The sequence below is a fragment of the Rhodospirillaceae bacterium genome, assembly GCA_016722635.1.
Taxonomy (GTDB): domain Bacteria; phylum Pseudomonadota; class Alphaproteobacteria; order JAEUKQ01; family JAEUKQ01; genus JAEUKQ01.
Map to the genome: position 1 here is coordinate 364360 of JADKIX010000011.1, position 15733 is coordinate 380092.

Consider the following 15733-nt stretch of genomic DNA (forward strand, 5'->3'; position numbering starts at 1 on the left):
GGTAGAAAAAATGACAAAGCCTCAACATACAAAATCTTCCGATCAGCAGATGTCAAAGCCTGCCGAGGAAGTGGAACAACCTCTTCCTGATTCACACCATAAGAGTGAACAGGCAACATCCGTAGCTGCAGACGAATCAGTCTCTAAAGCAGCGGAAAAAATAGGTATTTTTGGAGCAAAAATTATCTGAAGCAGGTCAAGAGATTGGCCAATTAAAAGACCAGTTATTACGGACATTGGCGGAAAGCGATAATATCCGCAAAAGGATGCAGCGCGAAAAAGAGGATAGCCAAAAATTTGCGGTCAGCAATTTTGCAAAGGATTTGATTGCGGTTTATGATAATTTGGAAAGGGCCCTTAAAAACCCCATTGCCACGGAAGATCCATTGATCAAGAATTTCATTGAAGGGGTGACCATGACGGAGCGCCAATTGGCGGCAGTTTTTGAAAAACACCAGTTGAAACGAATTGTACCAATAGGTGAAAAATTTGACGGCAATCAGCATCAATCCGTGATGGAAGTGCCGTCATCTACCCAACCTCCCGGAACGGTAGCAGATGTTTTCCAGGCGGGGTTTTCCCTTCATGATCGCTTGTTACGACCAGCAATTGTTACCGTGGTCAAAGCTGCTTCAAAAGAGGAGGAGGCAGCTCGTAAAAACCAATAAGCAAAGATTGCCAAATAATTTTTGTTGCAGATAACTTGTAGATTGGCGTAATCATTCTTATATCTCAACATGTTCACCAATATCTAGTAACTATTTAACCATTTATAAATTTATGGGGATTGCCACGAATGCTTCAGATGTTAAAGGTTGTGGCTGTAATCTGCCGAGAAGAGAGGAATCATGAGTAAAGTTATCGGAATTGATTTAGGAACCACCAATTCCTGCGTTGCTATTATGGAAGGCAAAGACACGAAAGTTATTGAAAATGCCGAGGGGTTACGGACAACCCCCTCAATTGTTGCTTTTACCGATACAGATGAACGGTTGGTTGGCCAGGCCGCGAAGCGGCAAGCGGTAACCAATCCGGAAAATACATTATTTGCGATTAAGCGGCTTATTGGCCGGCGTTATGATGACGCGATGGTTAAAAAAGATAAGGGATTAGTTCCTTACAAAATTATTGCTGGGGATAATGGGGATGCTTGGGTTGAAGCCCGTGGCAAAAAATATTCGCCTTCCCAAGTCAGTGCTTTCATTTTACAAAAAATGAAAGAAACCGCAGAAAATTATTTGGGTGAAAAAGTCACCCAAGCCGTGATTACGGTGCCTGCTTATTTCAATGATTCGCAACGCCAAGCTACCAAAGATGCTGGTCGGATTGCCGGTTTAGAGGTTTTGCGTATTATTAACGAACCCACTGCGGCAGCTTTAGCTTACGGGCTTGAGAAAAAAGGCAGCGGCATTATTGCTGTTTATGATTTGGGTGGTGGTACCTTTGATATTTCTGTACTTGAAATTGGTGATGGTGTATTCGAGGTCAAGTCAACCAATGGCGATACCTTCCTTGGGGGTGAAGACTTTGACAACCGCATTATGGATTATTTGGCCGAAGAATTCCGCAAAGAAAATGGGATTGACCTGCGCAAAGACAAGCTGGCTTTGCAGCGCCTGAAAGAGGCTTCTGAGAAAGCCAAGATTGAGCTTTCCAGTGCGATGCAAACGGAGGTCAATCTACCTTTCATTACGGCGGACAAGAATGGGCCCAAGCATATGAATATCCGTTTAACAAGGGCAAAGCTTGAATCCTTGGTGGATGAATTTATCCAACGTACTCTGGAGCCTTGCCGGGCTGCTTTAAAAGATGCTGGTTTGAAAGCTTCCGAAATCAATGAGGTTGTTTTGGTCGGCGGTATGACGCGTATGCCTAAGGTGATTGAAACAGTCCGCAGCTTTTTTGGCCGTGAACCTCACCGAGGTGTTAACCCTGATGAAGTAGTGGCAGTTGGGGCTGCTATCCAGGGGGCGGTTTTGAAAGGTGAAGTGAAAGATGTCTTGTTACTCGATGTCACGCCCCTTTCTTTAGGGATTGAGACATTAGGTGGGGTTTTCACCCGGTTAATTGACCGCAATACCACTGTTCCTACCAAAAGAAGTCAGATTTTCTCAACGGCAGATGACAGCCAAACCGCTGTTACCATCCGCGTTTTCCAAGGGGAGCGCGAAATGGCGGCTGACAACAAGCTACTGGGCCAATTTGATTTGTTAGGGCTGCCAGCGGCACCAAGGGGCGTTCCGCAGATTGAGGTAACATTCGATATTGATGCAAACGGCATTGTCAGCGTTTCTGCAAAAGATAAGGCAACCAATAAAGAGCAGCAAATCCGCATCCAGGCTTCCGGCGGGTTAAATGAGCAAGATATTAAGAAAATGGTTAAAGACGCCGAGGCTAATGCCAGTGAGGATAAGAAAAAACGGGCGTTAGTGGAAGCCCGCAACCAAGCCGAGTCACTGGTTCATGCCAATGAAAAAATGATCAAGGATAATGAGGGCAAAATCAGTGCAACCGATAAGGATTCCATCCAAAAAGCCATTGGTTCCTTAAAGGAAGTGTTGTCAGGGACGGATATCGAAGCGATTAAGTCCCGGTCCGAATCGTTGGCGCAATTAGCGATGAAAATGGGGGAAGCAATGTATCGCTCCCAGCAGCAAACATCCGCACCTCAAGGCGACAATCAAGGTGAAGGCAAGACAGAAAATGAAGAAAAAGTTGTTGATGCTGATTTTCAAGAAGTCAACAATAACAAACGTAAAAAACCATAGAGATGTTTCTTCCGCCAGCCTTAAATCTTTTTAAGGCTGGTTTTGGATTTTAGGGTAGAAAATGGCCGCAGCTAAACAAGATTATTATGAAATGCTTGGGGTATCCAAAACGGCAAGCGGCGAGGATTTGAAAAAAGCTTACCGTGCGTTGGCGATGAAACACCATCCGGATCGCAATCCGGGTAATCAGGCATCAGAACAAAAATTTAAAGAAATCAACGAAGCCTACGATGTTCTAAAAGATGAGCAGAAAAGGGCAGCCTATGACCAATTTGGTCATGCGGCCTTCCAAAGTGGGGGGGGGCGTTCAGGGCGGCCTAACGGGCAGGGGGCAGAGGGATTTGGTTTTGCCGGGGGTGGTTTTGCCGATATTTTTAATGAAATGTTTGGTGATTTTACGGATTCGCGTACCGGTGGTCGCCAAGCCCGTGGTACGGATCTGCGCTATAATATGGAAATAAGCTTAGAGGAGGCTTTTTCGGGTAAGCAAGTGACGATCCGCGTGCCGGGGTCATCTGCTTGCGATGCTTGCCACGGTTCTGGCAGCGAGCAGGGTAGCCAGCCTATTAACTGCCCTACCTGTCGCGGTAGCGGCAAGCAACGGGCAGCCCAAGGGTTTTTTACCATTGAGCGTACCTGCCAACAATGTGCGGGCTTAGGAAAGATTATTGAAAAACCATGCCGGGTTTGCCGGGGCAGCGGTACCGTTAAACGTGAAAAAACCTTGGAAGTCAATATTCCCGCAGGGGTTGAAGACGGCTCCCGTATACGCTTATCAGGACAGGGGGAAGCTGGTATGCGCGGCTCACCTGCAGGGGATCTTTATATTTTTGTGAGTATCCGGCAACATCCGATTTTCCAGCGGGAGGGGGCAACCATTGAATGCCAGATTCCTATCCCGCTGGTAACAGCTGTTCTAGGTGGATCGGTAGATGTGCCAACGGTTGAAGGAAATTGGGGTAAAGTCACCATTCCTGCGGGTACCCAAAGCGGACAAAAATTTCGTTTGAAAAGCAAAGGAATGAGTGTCTTGCGCTCCTCCAACCGTGGGGATATGTATTGTACCGTGGTGACTGAAACGCCCGTCAATCTCACCAAGCGCCAGCAAGAGCTTTTAAAAGAATTTACGGAAATTTCTGAAGGTAATCCAAAAAACTATCCAATTATGGAAAAATTTTTAACCAAAGTGAAAGAATTTTGGAAAAATTTGCGACCGTAGCTTTTTCCCCCACATGATGTGAGCTGATGACAATCCAGGCCAAGCGGTTATTAACAGCACTCGAAATAAAAGAAATTTTTAAAATATTTTCTGTGGCTAATCCGAAGCCGAAGGGGGAATTAATATATCAAAACCCCTACACCTTGCTGGTTGCAGTCGTTTTGTCTGCCCAATCAACCGATAAAGGCGTTAATAAGGCAACATCTGCTTTATTTGCGGTCGCAAGCAGCCCCCAGGCCATGGTTGCATTAGGTGAGGAGAAACTACGGGAATATATCAAAACAATTGGCCTTTATAACAGTAAAGCTAAAAACATCTTGTTGCTGAGCCAAAAATTGCTGACGGATTTTCAAGGGCAAGTGCCCGCAAACCGGCAACAGCTAGAGGAACTGCCAGGTGTTGGTCGGAAGACCGCTAATGTGGTTCTAAATATTGTTTTTGGCGAACCGACGATTGCTGTTGATACCCACGTTTTTCGGGTGGCCAATCGCACAGGACTGGCACTGGCAGCCACGCCATCCTTGGTTGAAAAAATGCTTGGGGAAAGGGTTCCACACGCTTACCAACAATCTGCCCATCATTGGCTTATTTTACATGGGCGATATGTTTGTAAAGCCCGCAAGCCAGATTGTCAGCGTTGTTGTATTAAAGATATTTGCGAATATCCTGAAAAAACTGCTAGCTAATCCCGTTCGGCGGATTCTAAAAGACATTGTTTCTTAGTTTCTTAAATTTTTACTAAGTGCGATAAGCATAAATCCGTGTCTGTTGCAATACCTGCGCGAGAACGGGCGATCACATGAGTGGCCCGCAAAGACTGTTGATGGGCGCGGGAGTAAAAAAATATGTCAACCACACAATCTGCTTGCTGGAATTGCCATAATTCAGCTGGGGGATCGGACCTTTTTAAAACGGGGCTGCCGAATAACGCCATAATCTCCTGTGGCGATTTATTAATGATAGCAGCAGAAGTAACTAAAGCTCGGTTGGGCAAGGAGCTATCTAGGTTTTTGCTCCCTGACTGACAGGCAGAAACGGACAACCAGCTAGCTAACAGAAAAACTGCCCGCAACCAGTTTGGAAATAGGGGACAACCAGCGATCATTACCAGTTGCTTAAACTATTGGCCAGACGGTGTTTCATCAATTTGATAAGTTGGTTGGGTATTAGTTGAGCTAACCGAAACATGCTCATACCCATGATGCGGGTTATCATGTAAATCAGAAAGAAGCTCAAGCTGGCCAGATAATGCCCCTCCTTTTTCTACCTCTAGCTGGGCATAGCGGATGGAACCCACAACTTTGCCAGTGGAACGCACAGTTAAACGGCCGTGGACAGTAATGTCACCTTCAAACCGCCCACTAATGTCAGCTGTTTCGATGTGGGCCGAACCTTTGAAAACCCCAAATTCAGAAATTTCAATACTGCGGCTATCGGTTAAGGAAGCTTCCACGCGACCTTCCACGATCAACCTTTGGCAAGCCCGGATTTCCCCAGTCAAAACGATATCGCGACCGACGATTAAGCGTTTGCCCTCCGAGTCGGAATTCGTTTTTGCTTCATTACGGCGCACGGAGATAGAGGAAGATATATTTTCGGTATGGATGCCGGAAGCAGGCCTTGCCATCGGGGCAACAGGACGGTTATTCAAGGGGGTAGCATTTGGCTCGCTACGGTGCACCGGGCGATTACTGGTCAGCACGGAGGGTTCTGGTGAATTTTCCCGTGATGGGGAAGAAGAAACTGTTTCTTTTAAGGGCATTTCACGCTCTTTCTTTTTTCCGAACATGGCCAAATCCTTATACTGTACCTGAAAATAAATATATGTATTATTCTCTACATACCATAATTATATAAATTGCAACAGAAGTTTTTTAAAGAAAACAGCAGCGCCATAGCCTTTCTTCGAATCATCGCTTTTCAGCCTTGTGTTCAGGCACTGTGTGTAGCAACCCGTCATGATCTTCTATAACTGATCATGGCAACCCCTATCATCGATAAAATAATACCGGCGATATTAATCAGGTTTAGCTGTTCCTTAAGAACCAGCAAGCCAACCGCCATTAATATGATATTGATCACCACCCCGGTTACAACATTTCCCACACTTAAATCCCAGCCCTGGCGATACATCAGTAAAAATCCCAATTCCATCAAAATAACAGCCCCGGCAATTCCTAACTGAACCCAGCCTAACTGTTTCATATGGGTGACAAGCCCTCCTTGGATGGGGAAAAGCAATAAAATGGGGATACAAATCGCGAGTACAGCCATATAAATAGCTGTAATCGAGACAAGCGGGTTAATGGTTGGCGATATTTTTTTAACCAAGAAATGATATCCAACCGTGCCAAAAATGGCTACGGCAGCTGATAAATAATATAAAATGCTACCTTTTTCTGACATGGGTAATATCCTTAAAAGCAGAATAAGCATGAGATAATAGGGAGAATGAATGGCATGACAGCATAGCCAAAATCAATCAACCTAAAAAGGTCTTTTTTGCATCGGTCACGAAAATAACTTGTACAAGTTTATAATTGATGGCAGAACAAGGGAAGTTTAAGGGGATGGATGAAATGGCTAACCACCAATATGATGTTGTGGCGATTGGCAATGCTATCGTTGATATTTTGGCGCATGTTGAAAGTGTTTTTCTGGATAAAGCGGGACTTAAAAAAGGGGCAATGACCCTGATTAATGAAGCCCAATCGGATAAATTATATGAATTGATGGGCCCAGCCACCGAAGTTTCCGGCGGTTCTGCCGCCAATACGGCAGCGGGTTTAGCATCGCTTGGGGTTCGGACTGCTTTCATTGGCAAGGTACGCAATGACCAGCTTGGCAATATTTTTCGCCATGATATTCAAGCCGCTGGCGTTCATTTCGATAGTCAAGCGTTGGTCAAGGGGCCATCAACAGCCAGATGTATGGTTTTTGTGACCCCCGATTCCCACCGTACGTTGCAAACTTATTTGGGGGCCTGCGTAACCCTTTCAACTAAAGATGTGCCGAAAACTTTAATTGAATCTGCGGCGATCACCTATCTCGAGGGATATTTATGGGATTCCCCTTCGGCCGCTGCCGCCTGCGAGCAGGCTATTGATTATGCCAAGAAGAAAGGTAAAAAAGTTTCCATCAGCCTTTCCGACCCTTATTGCGTTGATAGGCACCGGCAAAAATTCCAAAAATTGTGCGAGGTTACGGATATCCTTTTTGCCAATGATGCCGAGATCATGGCTTTATGGCAAACAGATCAGTTGGCGTCTGCGGTTGAGCAAACCAGGCAACAGGTGCCTTTGGCAGCTGTTACCCAAGGGGCTGCAGGTTCTTTGATCATTACCAAGCAAGAAACCATCCTTGTTAAAGCTGTCCCTGTTCGGGATATTGTTGACACCACCGGTGCAGGTGACTTATATGCAGCAGGATTTTTATATGGTTTTGTTCGAGGATATCCATTAAAAGATTGTGGGGCAATTGCATCCCTTGCCGCCGCAGAAATTATCAGCCATTTGGGTGCTAGGCCAGCTGTTTCTCTATCAAAGCTTTTAGAAGGTTCGCGTATTATTTTATAACTAACGATTGGAAAGTGTATGTTACTCAGAAATTTAGCAATTATTGCCCACGTCGATCACGGTAAGACAACCTTAGTTGATCAGTTGTTACGCCAAAGCGGAACATTTCGCGCCAACCAGCAAATGGTGGAAAGGGTGATGGATTCGAATGAGCTTGAAAAGGAACGCGGTATCACTATTTTGGCCAAATGCACGTCGGTTACGTGGAAAGGCATTAAGCTGAATATTGTGGATACGCCGGGGCACGCCGATTTCGGCGGAGAAGTTGAGCGTATTTTAAACATGGTGGATGGGGTCGTGGTGTTGGTGGATGCAGCTGAAGGGCCTATGCCGCAAACCAAATTTGTGACCATGAAAGCTTTAAAACAAGGGTTGAAGCCGATTGTGGTCATTAACAAGGTGGATCGTCCTGATGCCCGAGCCCAAGAGGTACAAAATCTGGTTTTTGATTTGTTTGCCTTATTGGGTGCTACCGATGAGCAACTTGATTTTCCAACCCTTTTCGCATCTTCCAAGCAGGGATGGGCCGCACATTCCTTAGATGCCCCCCGCCTAAATCTAGAGCCGCTTTTTGATTTGATTGTCAAACACGTGGCGCCGCCGACATGCAACCCCGATGAAAAATTCGCTATGCTTGCTACCATTATCGAATCAGATCCCTATTTGGGGCGTATTTTAACAGGGCGTATCAATACGGGAAAAGCAAAAGTCAATATGCCAGTCAAGGCACTAAGCCCCGATGGAAAGGTCATCGAACAAGGACGTCTAACCAAATTATTGGCTTTCCGCGGTGTGGAACGGATCCCAGTTGAGCAAGCAGTTGCAGGTGATATTATAGCCATTGCGGGGTTAGGGGCACCCACCGTGGCCGATACCATTTGCGATCCCGCTGTCATGACCCCCATTCCAGCCCAACCCATTGATCCGCCAACCCTGTCCATTAATATCAGCGTGAATGATTCACCCCTAGCTGGACGGGAAGGTAATAAAGTTACCAGCCGAGAAATTCGCGCCAGGCTTTGGAAGGAAGGCGAGGGGAACGTCGCCATTCGCGTCAAGGAATCGGATCAGAAGGATTCGTTTGAGGTTTCTGGACGGGGTGAATTGCAATTGGGTGTGTTGATTGAAACCATGCGGCGGGAAGGCTTTGAATTGTCCATCAGCCGACCGAAGGTGATTTATCAGCAAGATCCCGTAACTTCACAACGCTTGGAACCGTTCGAGGAGGTATTGGTTGACGTGGACGAAGAGTATGCGGGCGTTGTGGTTGAAAAAATTGGCATGCGTCGGGGGGAAATGTCTGACATGCAGCCATCCGGCAGCGGCAAAACCCGTGTCACTTTCATTGTGCCGTCTCGCGGATTGATCGGTTATCATGGCGAATTTATGACGGATACCCGGGGTACAGGTGTTATGAACAGGTTGTTCCACGGTTATGCGCCTTATAAAGGAGCCATTGGCGGCCGACGTAATGGCGTATTGATTTCTACTTCCAACGGTAAAGCTGTAACCTATGCTTTATGGTATTTGGAAGAACGGGGTATTTTGATGGTTCCCCCCGGCGTTGATGTGTATGAAGGGATGATCCTCGGCGAGCATTCGCGTGAGAATGATTTGGACGTGAATCCGATTAAGGAAAAGCATCTCAGCAACGTTCGGACAACGGCGAAAGAAGAGGCTATCCGCCTGACTCCACCGCTGATCATGACGTTAGAAAAAGCGATGTCTTATATCCAAGAAGATGAATTGGTTGAAGTCACGCCCAAGAACATCCGCCTACGCAAGAAATACTTAAACCCTAATGAGCGCAAGAGATTCAACAAACAAAATTCGGATTAATAGCATATTGGGACAAAACCAACATTTAGGTTCACCTAAAAAATCTTGGTGGTTGAGAGCGGTCGGTCTGTATACAGACCGCCGCAGTTTTGCCTTGTTATTGCTGGGGATATCTGCAGGCATGCCGTATTTCCTGTTGCATGGATCCTTAACCGCTTGGTTGCGTGAGGGTGGCGTGGATCGAGCAATGATAGGCTATATCAGTTGGGTTGGAGTTTTCTACGGGGTGAAAGTTTTATGGGCCCCCTTGGTAGATCAAATAAAAATCCCCCTTCTTACCCGGTTCTTGGGAAAGCGGCGCGGCTGGATTTTGCTGTCCCAGATAGGGATTGTCAGTGGATTATTATTGATGGTTTGGGGAGCACCTGTTTTTCCTGACCCTATACTTGATCAGCCTAAAGGCCTTGGAAATTTAACATATCTTGGGAATATGGGGATGTTTATCCTGGCGATTTTGTGGGTGGCCTTTTGGTCGGCAACCCAGGATATTGCCATTGATGCCTACCGGATCGAGGTGGCTGGGGAAGAGTTCCAAGGAGCTATGGTTTCCAATTACATTTTGGGCTATCGCATCGCCGGATCTTTGGTGGTAGGGGTGGGGGCTTTTTATTTGGCGGATTTATTGTCGTGGCCAGATGCCTATTTATTGATGGCTGCTTGTTTCCTGCCACTTATCCTGGTGGTTTTGCTGTCTCATGAACCTCAAGCTTACTCAACATCTCCTGCAAGGGGGTTTCTTGCACACATCCAACAAGCTGTTTTAAGGCCCTTTATTGAGTTTTTTCAACGCCAATCTTGGAGTAGCGCTCTTGTTATTTTGGGGTTTATCGCTCTTTGCAAAGTCAGTGATATTGTCATGGGGCCAATGGTCAACCCTCTTTACAAAGATTTGGGGTTTACGAATATCGAAATTGCCAATATTACCAAGGTTTATGGATTTGCGATCACTATATTAGGGGGGTTCATAGCAGGAATTTTAGTTGCCCGCTATTCTGCTAAGAGGTTGTTGTTGCCTGCTATCATTTTACTAGCTGTGCCTAACCTGATGTTTATGGTGCTGGCAGACCATCCAAAAGATATCCTATTATTGGCTTCAGCCATCAGTGCCGATAATTTTGGCAATGGCTTGGCGGCTACAATTTTAGTTGCTTATTTCTCGGGCTTGGCCAATAAGGCCTATACGGCTACGCAATATGCTTTATTCAGTTCTTTAATGAACTTACCAGGCACCATCTTGGGCGGATTTTCAGGCTGGATAACCGAGCAGGTTGGCTATAGCAATTTCTTTTTGATCAGTGCGTGCTTGGCATTGCCAGCTCTTTCCTTGGCCTTTATCCTGCAATGGCGCCCAGGGGTTAAATCGCAGGGGAAGACCTAAGTTTATCAACCATATACCCAACGGATCGGACGGTACGGATTATATCGGGGTCGTTGGGCTTCTTAGGATTATATAGGGCCTGCCGCAAGCGCCCGATGTGGACATCAACTGTTCGAAGATCAATATAGTGACCTTGGCCCCACACTGCATCCAGCAATTGTTCCCTGGTTAACGGACGGCCTTGGTTTAGCAGCAAATGCCTTAATAGTTTAAATTCTGTTGGGCTTAATAAAATCAACTCTTGTTCCTGATAAACTTGGTGATGGTCAAGATCAACGGTTAAATTGGCATAAAGCAATTGGCTGTTTGAGGTTAACTGCAAACTACGCCGCAGCAGGCTTTTCACCCGGGCCAGCAATTCCTTGGTGCTGAACGGTTTGGTCATATAATCATCAGCGCCTGTTTCCAGCCCGCGCAGCTTGTCATCTTCCTCCGTACGGGCTGTCAAAATAAGGATGGGCAATAAATAAAATTGTGGGGAACGTCTTAAGATCCGGCAAAGTTCTATGCCAGAAATTTTAGGCACCATCCAATCGGCAATCACCAAGTCGGGTTTCTGTTCCCGGATCAATGTTAAGGCAATCTCACCATCTTTAGCCAGGATCGCCTGGTAACCTGCACACTCTAAGTTATATTCCAGGATAGCCATCAGGGCTGGATCATCTTCAACAATCAAAATTGTCATCGAAACAGGCTGGACTATTTGGGCGATTCCTTCTTAGGAAGAGCAGATGGGGTGGGAGTTAGGTAAGAATTGGTAATCGTGTGATCGCTTTTGGGACGGTCCCCTTTAATTGGGGAGCCATGCACCATAAAATAAATGGTTTCCGCAATATTGGTGGCGTGGTCGCCGATCCGCTCAATATTCTTGGCAATAAACAATAGATGGATACACCCACCGATGGTGCGTACATCTTCCATCATATAGGTCAGAAGCTCCCGGAAGACGCTGGTATAAAGGGCGTCCACTTCTTCATCCTGCCGCCAGGCTTGCAGGGCTTGATCTATATTTTTATTGATATAGGCATCCAACACATTTTTAACAATTTGTTGCACGGCTTTGCCCATCCGGGCAATACCTGTCATAAACTGTCCGTTCATCATGGTTTCGGGTAATGCTGGGACACGTTTGGCAACGTTGGCGGCATAATCGCCCATGCGCTCCAAATCACTGGAAATTCTTAAAGAGGAGACAACTTCTCGTAAATCTTGGGCCATCGGTTGCCTGAGTGCCAGGATTTTGACAACTAAATTACTGACCATTTGATCGCGCGAGTCAATTTTTTGGTCTTGCTCAACCACTTCTTTCGCTTGTTTCAAATCATGGGACGCCAAGGCTTCGACCGCCTGTTGTAGTTGCGATTCGACCAAAGCACCCATTTCAACAAGGATATTGCCTAATTGTTTTAATTGGTCATCAAATGATTTCACAATATGTTCGGGTAAATTTACCATCATCTTTTCCTTTTTTTATTTTTTTAGCCGAAACGTCCGGTGATATATCCTTGGGTGCGCTGATCCTGAGGGCTGGTAAAAATTTCGTCGGTTGCGCCACTTTCAATCAATTCACCCAGATGGAAAAAAGCAGTTTTTTGAGAAACGCGGGCCGCTTGCTGCATGGAATGGGTCACGATGACAATCGTGAAATTGTGGCATAACTCATCAATCAATTCCTCAACCTTAGCGGTCGCAATGGGGTCAAGTGCTGAACAGGGTTCATCCATCAAAATAACATTGGGATTGATAGCAATTGCCCGGGCAATGCAAAGCCGCTGTTGTTGGCCGCCAGACAGCGATAAAGCTGGTTCCTTCAAACGGTCTTTGACTTCTTTCCATAACCCTGCTTTTTCTAGGCTGTTCGTAACAATGGCATCCAGTTGCTGCCGGTTATTGGCTAATCCATGCAATTTAGGAGCGTAGGCAATATTTTCATAAATTGATTTGGGAAAAGGGTTCGGTTTTTGGAAAACCATCCCAACTTTGGCACGCAAGGTGACTACATCAATTTGGGGATCATAAATGTTGTGGCCATCTAAAAGGATTTCGCCTTGGATACGGCAACTGGCGATCACATCATTCATCCGGTTTAAGCACCGCAGGAAAGTAGATTTACCGCAGCCGGATGGGCCAATTAAAGCGGTTACTTGGGACGACAGGATGTCCAAGGTCACAGACTTGAGGGCCTGTTTTTCCCCATAATAAACATTTAAGTCTTTAACAGTTATCTTCGCTTGGGTTGTCATAGGTTTCTACTAAACGCCTTATTGTTTTTAATAAAAAGCAAAAAATTCTAGCTTGGTTTTACCATTTTTTTTCCACCCGTTGCCGGATGATAATGGCAACCGAGTTCATTAACACCAAAAATAATAACAACACAAAAATAGCTGCATAGGTTTTTTCAACAAAAGCAGTCTCCTGCAGATCAGACCACATATAAATTTGTGCCGGTAAAACGGTTGCGGGATCGGTGAATTTTGCTGGGATATCCACCACAAAAGCGATCATGCCGACCATCATTAAAGGTGCCGTTTCACCTAATGCACGCGCCATCCCTAGAATCGTTCCCGTTAAAACTCCGGGTAACGCCAAAGGAAAAACATGATGCCAAACAACTTGGGCTGGGGAAGCACCGACCGCCAGGGCTGCTTGCCTCACGGAATCGGGTACCGAACGTAGCGCAGCCCGCGCTGCGATAATAATAACCGGTAGGGTCATTAAGGCAAGCACCATTCCCCCAACCATTGGGGAAGAACGGGGCAGATCAAAAAATCCCAAAAATACGACAATTCCCAATAACCCGAATATGATGGAGGGAATGGCTGCCAAATTATTAATATTAATTTCGATTAAACGGCTTAAGAAATTTTTCTTGGAAAATTCTTCCAAATATAAAGCTGCCGCCGCCCCAAAAGGCAAAGATAATAATAAAGTAATAACCATGGTTAGGAAAGTGCCTGTAATACTGCCCAAAATACCAGCTTCTTCCGGCTCACGGCTATCGCCTTTGCTCCAAAACAATTTATCAAGAGAGGTTTTGATCTGTTGCTGTTGTTCCAGTTGTTCCACCCATTGGCGTTGGTTATCGCTAAGTTTTGAATCTTTTTGGCCGGTTGTTTGATATTCGTCAACCAAGCTTGACGTGCGCACGTCAATGAAAAAAGAAGATGGCTGGCCTATGGGGGGTGGAAGGTCGCGCAGTTCGTCTGCAGCATGCGGGGATAACAGTTTCATGAGTTCCCGGCGTTCTGAAGACGTTGGGTTGATGGCAAGGTTCTTTTCCAACAGCTGGCGGATCATGACCCGGTAATCCGGTCCGGTCCCATCATTGCTGGCTAAGGGCGCTATATCCGTTGTTGTGGCCTCAAGGCTAATATAGGTGTGAAAAAAAGCTGGCCACGCATGATACATAATATAAGTGAGCAGGAAAAATAAAAAACTGCTGGGTATTGCCAAGCTAACCAACGCCATTATCCTGAAACGGCGTTCACCTTTCAAGCGTTGCCGCAATTTTTTCGGGGTTTGGGTCAAGGACAGGGTATTATTCATATTTTTGCCGGTAGCGCGATAAAATCCATAAAGATATAATGTTTAAACTCAACGTAATCACAAACAGCAGTAAACCAAGGGCAAAAGCTGCCAAAGTTTTAGAACTGTTAAATTCTTGATCACCTGTTAAAAGGGTCGTGATCTGGACGGTGACGGTGGTGACAGATTGGAGAGGGTTAATACTTAAATTGGCAGCTAAGCCAGCGGCCATTACTACGATCATGGTTTCGCCGATCGCGCGTGATACCGCGAGCAATATTCCCCCGATAATTCCCGGCAAAGCAGCGGGGACCAAAACCCGGCAAATGGTTTCTGATTTTGTAGCGCCTAATGCGTAAGAACCATCGCGCAGTGAGCTGGGGACTGCTTTTAAAGCATCATCGCTTAGGGAGGCTACGAAGGGTATAATCATCATTCCCATCACCAATCCAGCTGCTAAGGCGCTTTCAGCGGCGACGTCCAAACCTAAGCTTTCCCCCAATTTACGGATAAGGGGGGCCAGCACGATGGCTGCAAAATACCCGTAAACGACGGTAGGGATCCCTGCCAATAATTCAAGCACTGGTTTCAGGATTGAGCGCTGCCGCGGCGATAAATATTCGGCCATATAGATAGCAGACATTAAACCCAAGGGGGCAGCGATAGTGATGGCTATCACTGTGATTAAAGCGGTGCCCAAGATAACAGGAATGACCCCGAAGCTGCCTGAACTTCCGGTTTGATCTGCTCGAATGGCGGTTTGTGGGCTCCATTCCGTACCAAACAGGAATTCACCTAAGGGCACACGATCGAAAAACCGCCAAGCTTCCATTAATAGAGACAAAACAATCCCTAGGGTAATGGCAATCGCGATGCTGGCGCAAGCTGCCAGAAATATTTTAACCAGGCTTTCAACAGCTGGGCGGGCCCGGAAATCTGTTCTGATATAGTGTTTTGACCACCAGCCGCCAATTATTGTGCCAATCAACAGAATCATTATGTAGGCATAATATTCTATCTCCTGCCATTTTTGCAGCAAATGCTGGAATTTATCCCAAATATCCTGCGGCACAATGGGCGATATCTGTGAAAAAGGATTGGTTAAGCTTGCTTGCAGAAGGGAATAAAAATCTTGGGGGGTAAGGTTGCTGTCCCTAAAAATGTTTTCAGGGATACCAGCAATTGTTTGATGATAGGTGAAATAAGGTAGGAAAATGGCACTAGCCAAGAGGCACAGAAGACCAATACCGCCTGCCCACACTGCAGAATAGAAACCATAATAGGCGGGGCGTGCAGCCAGAACCAGGCCAGTTTTTCGCTGGATTAGGGAAGCTTTTCGGCTTCCCCAATAATAAGAAGTAAGAGCGAGAAAAGCCAGCATCAAGAAAAACAGCACGCCATTCCCTCCATTTTAGGGCCAATATCTTAA

The 15733-nt window shown here is 46.0% G+C and carries 16 protein-coding genes; 8 read left to right on the top strand and 8 right to left on the bottom strand.

Features of this window, described 5'->3' with window-relative positions; translation table 11 throughout:
- Positions 1-10 precede the first annotated feature (10 nt).
- The 5 genes from IPP67_09150 (at position 11) to nth (ending at position 4673) form a co-directional block, all read left to right on the top strand.
- Positions 11-190: a hypothetical protein gene (locus IPP67_09150; protein ID MBL0339305.1), complete on the top strand. Its 180-nt coding sequence runs from the start codon at positions 11-13 to the stop codon at positions 188-190.
- Positions 171-668, top strand: coding sequence for a nucleotide exchange factor GrpE (locus tag IPP67_09155; protein ID MBL0339306.1), 498 nt, complete (start codon positions 171-173; stop codon positions 666-668). Before IPP67_09150 ends, IPP67_09155 begins: the two co-directional genes overlap by 20 nt.
- Positions 669-848: 180 nt before the next feature.
- Entirely contained in the window at positions 849-2768 is a 1920-nt protein-coding gene (dnaK, locus tag IPP67_09160) for a molecular chaperone DnaK (GenBank protein MBL0339307.1), read from the top strand.
- A gap of 61 nt (positions 2769-2829) precedes the next feature.
- Positions 2830-3987: a molecular chaperone DnaJ gene (gene dnaJ / locus IPP67_09165; GenBank protein MBL0339308.1), complete on the top strand. Its 1158-nt coding sequence runs from the start codon at positions 2830-2832 to the stop codon at positions 3985-3987.
- 26 nt (positions 3988-4013) lie between these two features.
- Positions 4014-4673 (top strand): endonuclease III, encoded by a 660-nt coding sequence (nth, locus tag IPP67_09170; protein MBL0339309.1) that lies wholly within the window; start codon positions 4014-4016, stop codon positions 4671-4673.
- A 41-nt stretch (positions 4674-4714) separates the two neighbouring features.
- On the opposite strand, the gene IPP67_09175 is transcribed toward nth, so the two are convergent.
- The 3 genes from IPP67_09175 to IPP67_09185 all read right to left on the bottom strand — a co-directional run bounded on the left by IPP67_09175 (position 4715) and on the right by IPP67_09185 (position 6393).
- Complete coding sequence (locus tag IPP67_09175; GenBank protein ID MBL0339310.1) at positions 4715-5092, bottom strand: hypothetical protein; 378 nt, start codon at positions 5090-5092, stop codon at positions 4715-4717.
- Between the two features lie 15 nt (positions 5093-5107).
- Positions 5108-5776: a polymer-forming cytoskeletal protein gene (locus tag IPP67_09180; GenBank protein ID MBL0339311.1), complete on the bottom strand. Its 669-nt coding sequence runs from the start codon at positions 5774-5776 to the stop codon at positions 5108-5110.
- 167 nt (positions 5777-5943) lie between these two features.
- Entirely contained in the window at positions 5944-6393 is a 450-nt protein-coding gene (locus IPP67_09185) for an EamA family transporter (protein ID MBL0339312.1), read from the bottom strand.
- Positions 6394-6566: 173 nt separating this feature from the next.
- Here IPP67_09185 and IPP67_09190 point away from each other — a divergent pair, with 173 nt between their 5' ends.
- From IPP67_09190 to IPP67_09200, 3 genes are read left to right on the top strand one after another with little or no spacing between them, the layout of a single operon-like run.
- Complete coding sequence (locus IPP67_09190; protein ID MBL0339313.1) at positions 6567-7562, top strand: adenosine kinase; 996 nt, start codon at positions 6567-6569, stop codon at positions 7560-7562.
- A gap of 18 nt (positions 7563-7580) precedes the next feature.
- Complete coding sequence (typA, locus tag IPP67_09195) at positions 7581-9401, top strand: translational GTPase TypA (protein MBL0339314.1); 1821 nt, start codon at positions 7581-7583, stop codon at positions 9399-9401.
- On the top strand, positions 9364-10779 hold the full coding sequence (locus IPP67_09200; protein ID MBL0339315.1) for an MFS transporter: 1416 nt from the start codon (positions 9364-9366) through the stop codon (positions 10777-10779). The genes typA and IPP67_09200 overlap by 38 nt, the downstream gene beginning before the upstream one ends.
- On the opposite strand, the gene IPP67_09205 is transcribed toward IPP67_09200, so the two are convergent.
- Genes IPP67_09205 through pstC form a run of 5 tightly spaced genes read right to left on the bottom strand, consistent with a single transcriptional unit; the run spans position 10757 to position 15685 of the window.
- Positions 10757-11464 (bottom strand): response regulator, encoded by a 708-nt coding sequence (locus IPP67_09205; protein MBL0339316.1) that lies wholly within the window; start codon positions 11462-11464, stop codon positions 10757-10759. The two genes, IPP67_09200 and IPP67_09205, sit on opposite strands and share 23 nt — an antisense overlap.
- 14 nt (positions 11465-11478) lie before the next feature.
- On the bottom strand, positions 11479-12234 hold the full coding sequence (gene phoU, locus IPP67_09210) for a phosphate signaling complex protein PhoU (GenBank protein MBL0339317.1): 756 nt from the start codon (positions 12232-12234) through the stop codon (positions 11479-11481).
- Positions 12235-12257: 23 nt separating this feature from the next.
- Complete coding sequence (locus IPP67_09215; GenBank protein MBL0339318.1) at positions 12258-13022, bottom strand: phosphate ABC transporter ATP-binding protein; 765 nt, start codon at positions 13020-13022, stop codon at positions 12258-12260.
- Positions 13023-13080: 58 nt separating this feature from the next.
- The gene (gene pstA / locus IPP67_09220; protein MBL0339319.1) at positions 13081-14325 is read right to left on the bottom strand and encodes a phosphate ABC transporter permease PstA; all 1245 of its coding nucleotides are present in this window, start codon (positions 14323-14325) and stop codon (positions 13081-13083) included.
- Positions 14318-15685, bottom strand: a complete 1368-nt coding sequence (pstC, locus tag IPP67_09225; GenBank protein MBL0339320.1) for a phosphate ABC transporter permease subunit PstC — start codon at positions 15683-15685, stop codon at positions 14318-14320. Before pstC ends, pstA begins: the two co-directional genes overlap by 8 nt.
- Positions 15686-15733 lie beyond the last annotated feature (48 nt).